8 protein-coding genes are annotated in these 6,231 nt (G+C 73.1%); 3 read left to right on the top strand and 5 right to left on the bottom strand.

Features of this window, described 5'->3' with window-relative positions:
- A partial coding sequence (locus ACZ4K2_RS18715; RefSeq protein ID WP_467474049.1) for a biotin carboxylase N-terminal domain-containing protein occupies positions 1 to 211 on the bottom strand: 211 nt, incomplete at its 3' end.
- A gap of 379 nt (positions 212 to 590) precedes the next feature.
- Here ACZ4K2_RS18715 and ACZ4K2_RS18710 point away from each other — a divergent pair.
- The gene (locus ACZ4K2_RS18710) at positions 591 to 1,166 is read left to right on the top strand and encodes a hypothetical protein (RefSeq protein WP_467474048.1); all 576 of its coding nucleotides are present in this window, start codon (positions 591 to 593) and stop codon (positions 1,164 to 1,166) included.
- Here ACZ4K2_RS18710 and ACZ4K2_RS18705 read toward each other — a convergent pair.
- The 4 genes from ACZ4K2_RS18705 to ACZ4K2_RS18690 form a co-directional block, all read right to left on the bottom strand.
- On the bottom strand, positions 1,138 to 1,755 hold the full coding sequence (locus ACZ4K2_RS18705) for a nucleoside triphosphate pyrophosphatase (RefSeq protein WP_467474046.1): 618 nt from the start codon (positions 1,753 to 1,755) through the stop codon (positions 1,138 to 1,140). The two genes, ACZ4K2_RS18710 and ACZ4K2_RS18705, sit on opposite strands and share 29 nt — an antisense overlap.
- A gap of 32 nt (positions 1,756 to 1,787) precedes the next feature.
- Positions 1,788 to 1,916: a morphogenic membrane protein MmpB gene (mmpB, locus tag ACZ4K2_RS18700; RefSeq protein WP_467474044.1), complete on the bottom strand. Its 129-nt coding sequence runs from the start codon at positions 1,914 to 1,916 to the stop codon at positions 1,788 to 1,790.
- 90 nt (positions 1,917 to 2,006) lie between these two features.
- On the bottom strand, positions 2,007 to 2,216 hold the full coding sequence (locus tag ACZ4K2_RS18695; protein WP_467474042.1) for an acyl-CoA carboxylase epsilon subunit: 210 nt from the start codon (positions 2,214 to 2,216) through the stop codon (positions 2,007 to 2,009).
- A gap of 25 nt (positions 2,217 to 2,241) precedes the next feature.
- Complete coding sequence (locus ACZ4K2_RS18690) at positions 2,242 to 3,855, bottom strand: acyl-CoA carboxylase subunit beta (protein ID WP_467474040.1); 1,614 nt, start codon at positions 3,853 to 3,855, stop codon at positions 2,242 to 2,244.
- A 110-nt stretch (positions 3,856 to 3,965) separates the two neighbouring features.
- On the opposite strand from ACZ4K2_RS18690, the gene ACZ4K2_RS18685 reads away from it, so the two are divergent.
- Both ACZ4K2_RS18685 and ACZ4K2_RS18680 read left to right on the top strand, forming a co-directional pair.
- Positions 3,966 to 4,826, top strand: coding sequence for a biotin--[acetyl-CoA-carboxylase] ligase (locus ACZ4K2_RS18685; protein ID WP_467474038.1), 861 nt, complete (start codon positions 3,966 to 3,968; stop codon positions 4,824 to 4,826).
- 232 nt (positions 4,827 to 5,058) lie between these two features.
- On the top strand, positions 5,059 to 6,186 hold the full coding sequence (locus ACZ4K2_RS18680; RefSeq protein ID WP_467474036.1) for an adenylate/guanylate cyclase domain-containing protein: 1,128 nt from the start codon (positions 5,059 to 5,061) through the stop codon (positions 6,184 to 6,186).
- Positions 6,187 to 6,231 lie beyond the last annotated feature (45 nt).

Genomic DNA, 6,231 nt, shown 5'->3' with positions numbered 1-6,231 from the left:
CGCGGGCCGCGTTGAGGATCTTGTCGATGACCAGATAGCTGCTGGCCGGGGTGTCACCGCCCAGGGCGAACGCCTCATCCGCGGCGCGGACATGCAGAGCGTCCCGGTCCGGGTCGGCGTAGACGGCCACGCTCGCGATCCCGGCGTCCCGGCAGGCCCGGGCCACGCGGACAGCGATTTCGCCACGGTTGGCGATGAGCACCTTGCGCACGATTGAGGCTCCCTCCTTGAAACAAGCCGAGTTTAGGGACTGCCGACACGGCACTTCGACCCGTCCCCGGTGGTGAGCTTGCCCACACGGAGCGTGATACGAGGCTCGCCCGACCCACGAAAGCCCTTGTCGTACCTCGGTACGCAGGAACTCCGCGGAAAACCCTAGCCCTGCCATGTGGCCAAGGTCTCTGTGAAGGCGTGCTGCGCCCCACTCTGATTCTTTGTCGAGTCCCTACGAATGGCCCAATGATTCTTTGCTCCCGGCCGAACCCTTGTCCCTGGGTTTACCCGTTAGTAGCGTGCGGGCTGTCTTGAACGTACCTGGGGTAACAGGCTGCTGGTGTGAGGGTGGGTGGGAACCGGTGGTGCGCAGACCGGTGGCATGGGTCGTGGCGGTCGTCCTCCTGGCGGAGGCCGTCCTCATCGCCGCGGTGAACTGGATCCTCGGAGTCTTCGTCGACCGGCAGGACATGTCCCTGGCCGGCCTGGACCCGCACGTGATGTCGACGTCCTCGAAGGCCGGGGGAGTGGTTTTCGGCCTCTACTTCGCGTGCTGCGCGCTGGTGGCCGCGCTCGTCGCCGTACGCGACCGCGCCCCGGCCGGCTTCGGGCGCGTCCTGCTGATCAGCGCGGCCGTGGTGCACGGGCTGCTCGGGGCGTTCGCCTGGGGCCTGGTCGGCCTGACGGCGTTCCTCTTCATGGTCGTCGTGCTCGGGCTGATCGTCCTGCTCCTGATGACGTACGACCGTACGGGCGGCCCGCAGCCCGCGGCGGACGGCGGTGCGCCGGGGCCGGACGGGGACCCGGCCGCGCTCGCCGAACCGGGCGCGCCCCCCGCCGGGGCCGGCGCACGGGCGGCCCGCCCGGACGGCCCGCGGGACGGGGACGGGGACGAGGGGCCGCAGGACTCCGTCCCTCCGCGGTTCAGCGCTCCGGAGCCCACAACTCGGTGATGCCCACGCCCAGTTCGGCGAGGAGCCGGCGGAGCAGGGGCAGACTGAGGCCGATCACGTTGCCGTGGTCGCCGTCGATGCCCTCGATGAACGGCGCCGACCGGCCGTCCAGGGTGAAGGCCCCGGCGACGTGGAGCGGCTCTCCCGAGGCCACGTAGGCGGCGATCTCGGCGTCGCTCGGGTCGCCGAACCGGACGACGGTGGAGGCGGTCGCCGACACGTACCGCTTGGCCTCCGTGTCCCACACGCAGTGCCCCGTCTGGAGCACCCCGGCCCGCCGGCGCATGTCCTTCCAGCGGGCGGTCGCCTCCTCGGCGTCGGCCGGCTTGCCGAGCGCCCGCCCGTCCAGCTCCAGCACCGAGTCGCAGCCGATCACCAGCGCGCCCTGCACCTCCGGCCGCGCGGCCACGACCGACGCCTTCGCCTCCGCCAGCGCGAGCGCCAGCTCGGCCGGCGTGGGCGCGGTGACGGCGTCCTCGTCGACGCCGCTGACGATCACCTCGGGGGAGAGGCCGGCCTGCCGGAGCAGGCCCAGCCGGGCGGGGGACTGGGAGGCGAGCACGAGTCGCCTGCGGCGCGTAGCGGTCATGCGGTCAGGTTAGTCACGTACGGCCGTACGGCTCACCTCAGGCCGATCACGATCATCACGACGACCATGGCCGAGGCCAGGAGGAAGCCGAGCCGCCGCAGCATGTCGTGCGCGTCGCGCAGTTCCTTCGGCGGCTCGTTCTCCGGGTCTGACCACAGCATTCCTCCAGCGTGCGGCCTCGGCCGGGCGGGGCGCCTGAGTAGGGCTACTCAGATCGGCGCCCGCCGCCGGCCCCGCGCCCGCCCCGCCGGTCAGGACGGCCAGTACGTCCGGGTCCAGGACGCCGGGCCCGGCCTGGGCACCCGCGTGGACGCGATCCGCGACGGGTCGGCCCACGCGTCCCGCGGGCCCGGCGCGCCGGACGGCGCCGCCGCTGCCGCCGCGGCGCGGGCGCGGACCACCGCGAGTGCGGCGGCCAGCTCCTCCGGGGTCGGGTTTCCTCGTACGACCTTGATGTTCATGACCACTCCCAGGGGTCCGCGGGTCCTAGAGGGGGATGTTGCCGTGCTTCTTCGGGGGCAGGGACTCCCGCTTGGTACGGAGCTGGCGCAGGCCGCGGACGACGTGCGCACGCGTGTCGGACGGCATGACGACCGCGTCGACGTAACCGCGCTCGGCCGCGACGTAGGGGTTGAGGAGGGTGTCCTCGTACTCCCGGATGAGCCGCGCCCGCACCGCCTCCACGTCCTCGCCGGCCGCCTCCGCCTCGGCGAGGGTGCGGCGGTGCAGGATGTTGACCGCGCCCTGGGCGCCCATGACGGCGATCTGGGCGGTGGGCCAGGCCAGGTTGAGGTCGGCGCCCAGGTGCTTGGAGCCCATGACGTCGTAGGCGCCGCCGTAGGCCTTGCGGGTGATCACGGTGATCAGCGGGACGGTGGCCTCCGCGTAGGCGAAGATCAGCTTGGCGCCGCGCCGGATGATGCCCTCGTGCTCCTGGCCGACGCCGGGCAGGAAGCCGGGCACGTCCACGAAGGTCAGCACGGGGATGTTGAAGGCGTCGCAGGTCCGCACGAAGCGGGCCGCCTTCTCGGAGGCGTCGATGTCCAGGCAGCCGGCGAACTGCATCGGCTGGTTGGCCACGACACCGACCGGGTGGCCCTCGACCCGTCCGAAGCCGGTGAGGATGTTCGGCGCGAACAGGGCCTGCGTCTCGAAGAACTCGGCGTCGTCGAGGATGTGCTCGATCACCGTGTGCATGTCGTACGGCTGGTTCGCGCTGTCCGGGACGAGCGTGTCCAGCTCGCGGTCCTCGTCGGTGACGGCGAGGTCCGCCTCCTCCGGGAACACCGGGGGCTCGGAGAGGTTGTTGGACGGCAGGTACGACAGGAGCTGCTTGACGTACTCGATGGCGTCCTTCTCGTCGCCGGACATGTGGTGGGCCACGCCGGAGGCGGTGTTGTGGGTGCGGGCGCCGCCCAGCTCCTCGAAGCCGACGTCCTCGCCGGTGACCGTCTTGATGACGTCGGGGCCGGTGATGAACATGTGCGAGGTCTGGTCGACCATGACCGTGAAGTCGGTGATGGCCGGCGAGTAGACCGCGCCGCCCGCACAGGGCCCGACGACCAGGCTGATCTGCGGGACCACACCGGAGGCGTGGGTGTTGCGGCGGAAGATCTCGCCGTAGGCGCCGAGGGAGGCGACGCCTTCCTGGATGCGGGCGCCGCCGGAGTCGTTGATGCCGATGACCGGGCAGCCGGTCTTCAGCGCGAAGTCCATCACCTTGACGATCTTCTGCCCGTACACCTCGCCGAGCGCGCCGCCGAAGACGGTGAAGTCCTGGGAGAACACGGCGACCGGGCGGCCGTCCACCGTGCCGTAGCCGGTGACGACCCCGTCCCCGTACGGGCGGTTGCGCTCCAGCCCGAAGTGGGACGAGCGGTGCCGGGCGAACTCGTCCAGCTCGACGAACGAGCCCTCGTCGAGCAGCAGCTCGATCCGCTCACGGGCCGTCAGTTTGCCCTTGGCGTGCTGCTTCTCGACGGCGCGCTCCGAGCCGGCGTGCGTCGCCTCGTCGATGCGCCGCCGGAGATCCGCGAGCTTGCCCGCGGTCGTGTGGATGTCGGTCTCGTGGATCTCGTGGCGCTCTTCCGGCTCGGACATCGGGATGCGGCTCCCTGCCTGCTCAAAAGGGGGGACGGTTACTCATTCGTAGGGTAGTGGCGGGGCTACCCGTCGGCAGTGCGTCGTTTACCACACCTAGGGTGGCTTGCATGACGCCGCAGAATCCATCAGACGACAGCCGCTGGTCCGACCTGGACCGTCCGCCCCTGAACGCCGCGGCCCTGCGGCGCGGGCTCGTCCGGGAGGGCAGCCTGTACCGCGACGTCGAGGTGGTGCGGCGGACCGGTTCCACCAACTCCGACCTCGCCGCGCGGGCCGCCGCCGGGGAAGCCGAGGAGGGCGCGGTGCTGGTGGCGGAGGAGCAGACCGAGGGGCGGGGCCGGCTGGACCGCCGCTGGTCGGCGCCGCCGCGCTCCGGCCTCTTCTTCTCCGTCCTGCTCAGGCCCGCCGAGGTGCCGGTGGCCCGCTGGGGCTGGCTGCCGCTGCTGACGGGGGTGGCGGTGGCGACCGGCCTGGCCCGGGCGGCGGGCGTCGACACGGCCCTGAAGTGGCCGAACGACCTGCTGGTGACCGTGGGTGGGGAGGAGCGCAAGGCCGGGGGCATCCTCGCCGAGCGGGCCGGCGAGGACGGTGTCGTCGTGGGTGTCGGCATCAACGTCACGCTCAGGGCGGACGAGCTTCCGGTGCCCCAGGCGGGGTCGCTGGCGCTGGCCGGCGCGGCGGGCACGGACCGGGACCCGCTGCTGCGGGCGGTGCTGCGGTCGCTGGAGGACTGGTACGGGCGGTGGCGGGCGGCCTCCGGGGACCCGGCCTCCAGCGGTCTGCAGGAGACGTACACCGCGGGCTGCGCGACCCTCGGACGGGCGGTCCGGGCCGAGCTGCCGGGCGACCGCGCGGTGGTCGGGGAGGCCGTGGCCCTGGACGGCGACGGGCGGCTGGTCATCGCCACGCGGGACGGCGTGCAGGAGCCGGTGGGCGCGGGGGACATCGTGCACCTGCGGCCGGCGTGACCGGACGCCCCGGGCACCCGGCGCGCGCGTCCCGGACCCCAGGCGCCTCGGGGCCCGGGGCACCCGCCCGGACCTGGTCCGATGCCGTCCTCGGCCGGTGGCCGCGCCGGGTGATCCGGGCGGTGCCGGGGGGCGGGGTGCCGTCCGGCCCGACGGAGTGAGCTGGCGCACACCTGCCGTAGAGTTGAGGCCGGTCGAAACCTGACCGCGGCAGATCGGAAGGGCAGCAGGCGTGACCGTCGACGACACGGGCTCCGGCACGGGCGGGGACGGCCGGGTGGACCCCGCCCCCGACCCGGACCCCGGCACGGACCCGCTGGCCCTGCGGCTCGAACAGCTCATCCTGGGCGCCGAGCGCCGCTACACCCCGTTCCAGGCCGCCCGCAGCGCCGGTGTGTCCATGGAGCTGGCGTCCCGGTTCTGGCGGGCGATGGGCTTCGCCGACATCGGCCAGGCGAAGGCCCTCACCGAGGCCGACGTCCTCGCCCTGCGCCGCCTGGCCGGTCTGGTGGAGGCGGGGCTGCTGAGCGAGGCCATGGCCGTGCAGGTGGCCCGGTCCACCGGGCAGACCACCGCCCGGTTGGCGGAGTGGCAGATGGATTCCTTCCTGGAGGGCCTGACCGAGCCGCCCGAGCCGGGCATGACCCGTACCGAGGTCACCTATCCGATCGTCGAGCTGCTCCTGCCCGAGCTGGAGGAGTTCCTGGTCTACGTGTGGCGCCGCCAGCTCGCCGCCTCGGCCGGCCGTGTCGTGCAGTCGGCCGACGACGAGGAGATGGTCGACCGGCGGCTGGCCGTCGGCTTCGCCGACCTGGTCGGGTTCACGCGGCTGACCCGCCGCATGGAGGAGGAGGAACTCGGCGAGCTGGTCGAGGCCTTCGAGACCACCGCCGCCGACCTGGTCGCCGCCCGCGGCGGCCGGCTGATCAAGACCCTCGGCGACGAGGTGCTGTACGCGGCGGACGACGCCGGGATCGCCGCGGACATCGCGCTGCGCCTGGTGGAGACCCTGGCGAACGACGAGACGATGCCCGAGCTGCGGGTCGGCATGGCCTTCGGCACGGTGACCACCCGCATGGGGGACGTGTTCGGCACGACGGTCAACCTGGCCTCCCGGCTGACGTCGATAGCCCCCCGCGACGCCGTCCTGGTGGACAGCGCGTTCGCCGAGGAGCTGACCCGCACCGGCGAGGCGCCCGTCTCGGAGGCGGAGGCCGCCGAGGCCGCGGCGGCGGCCGAGAAGGAGGGCGAGGCACCGCCCGCGTACCGTTTCGCGCTCCAGCCGATGTGGCAGCGCCCGGTGCGCGGACTCGGCGTGGTCGAGCCGTGGCTCCTGGCCCGCCGCGACGGCCAGCCCTGAGACCCGGCGCACGCACCGGCCCCGGCCGACGCCGGCCCCAGGACC

The sequence above is a fragment of the Streptomyces sp. NPDC025833 genome, assembly GCF_055558055.1.
The sequence above is the reverse complement of the archived record's forward strand: the minus strand, read 5'-3'. Positions and strand labels throughout refer to the sequence as shown.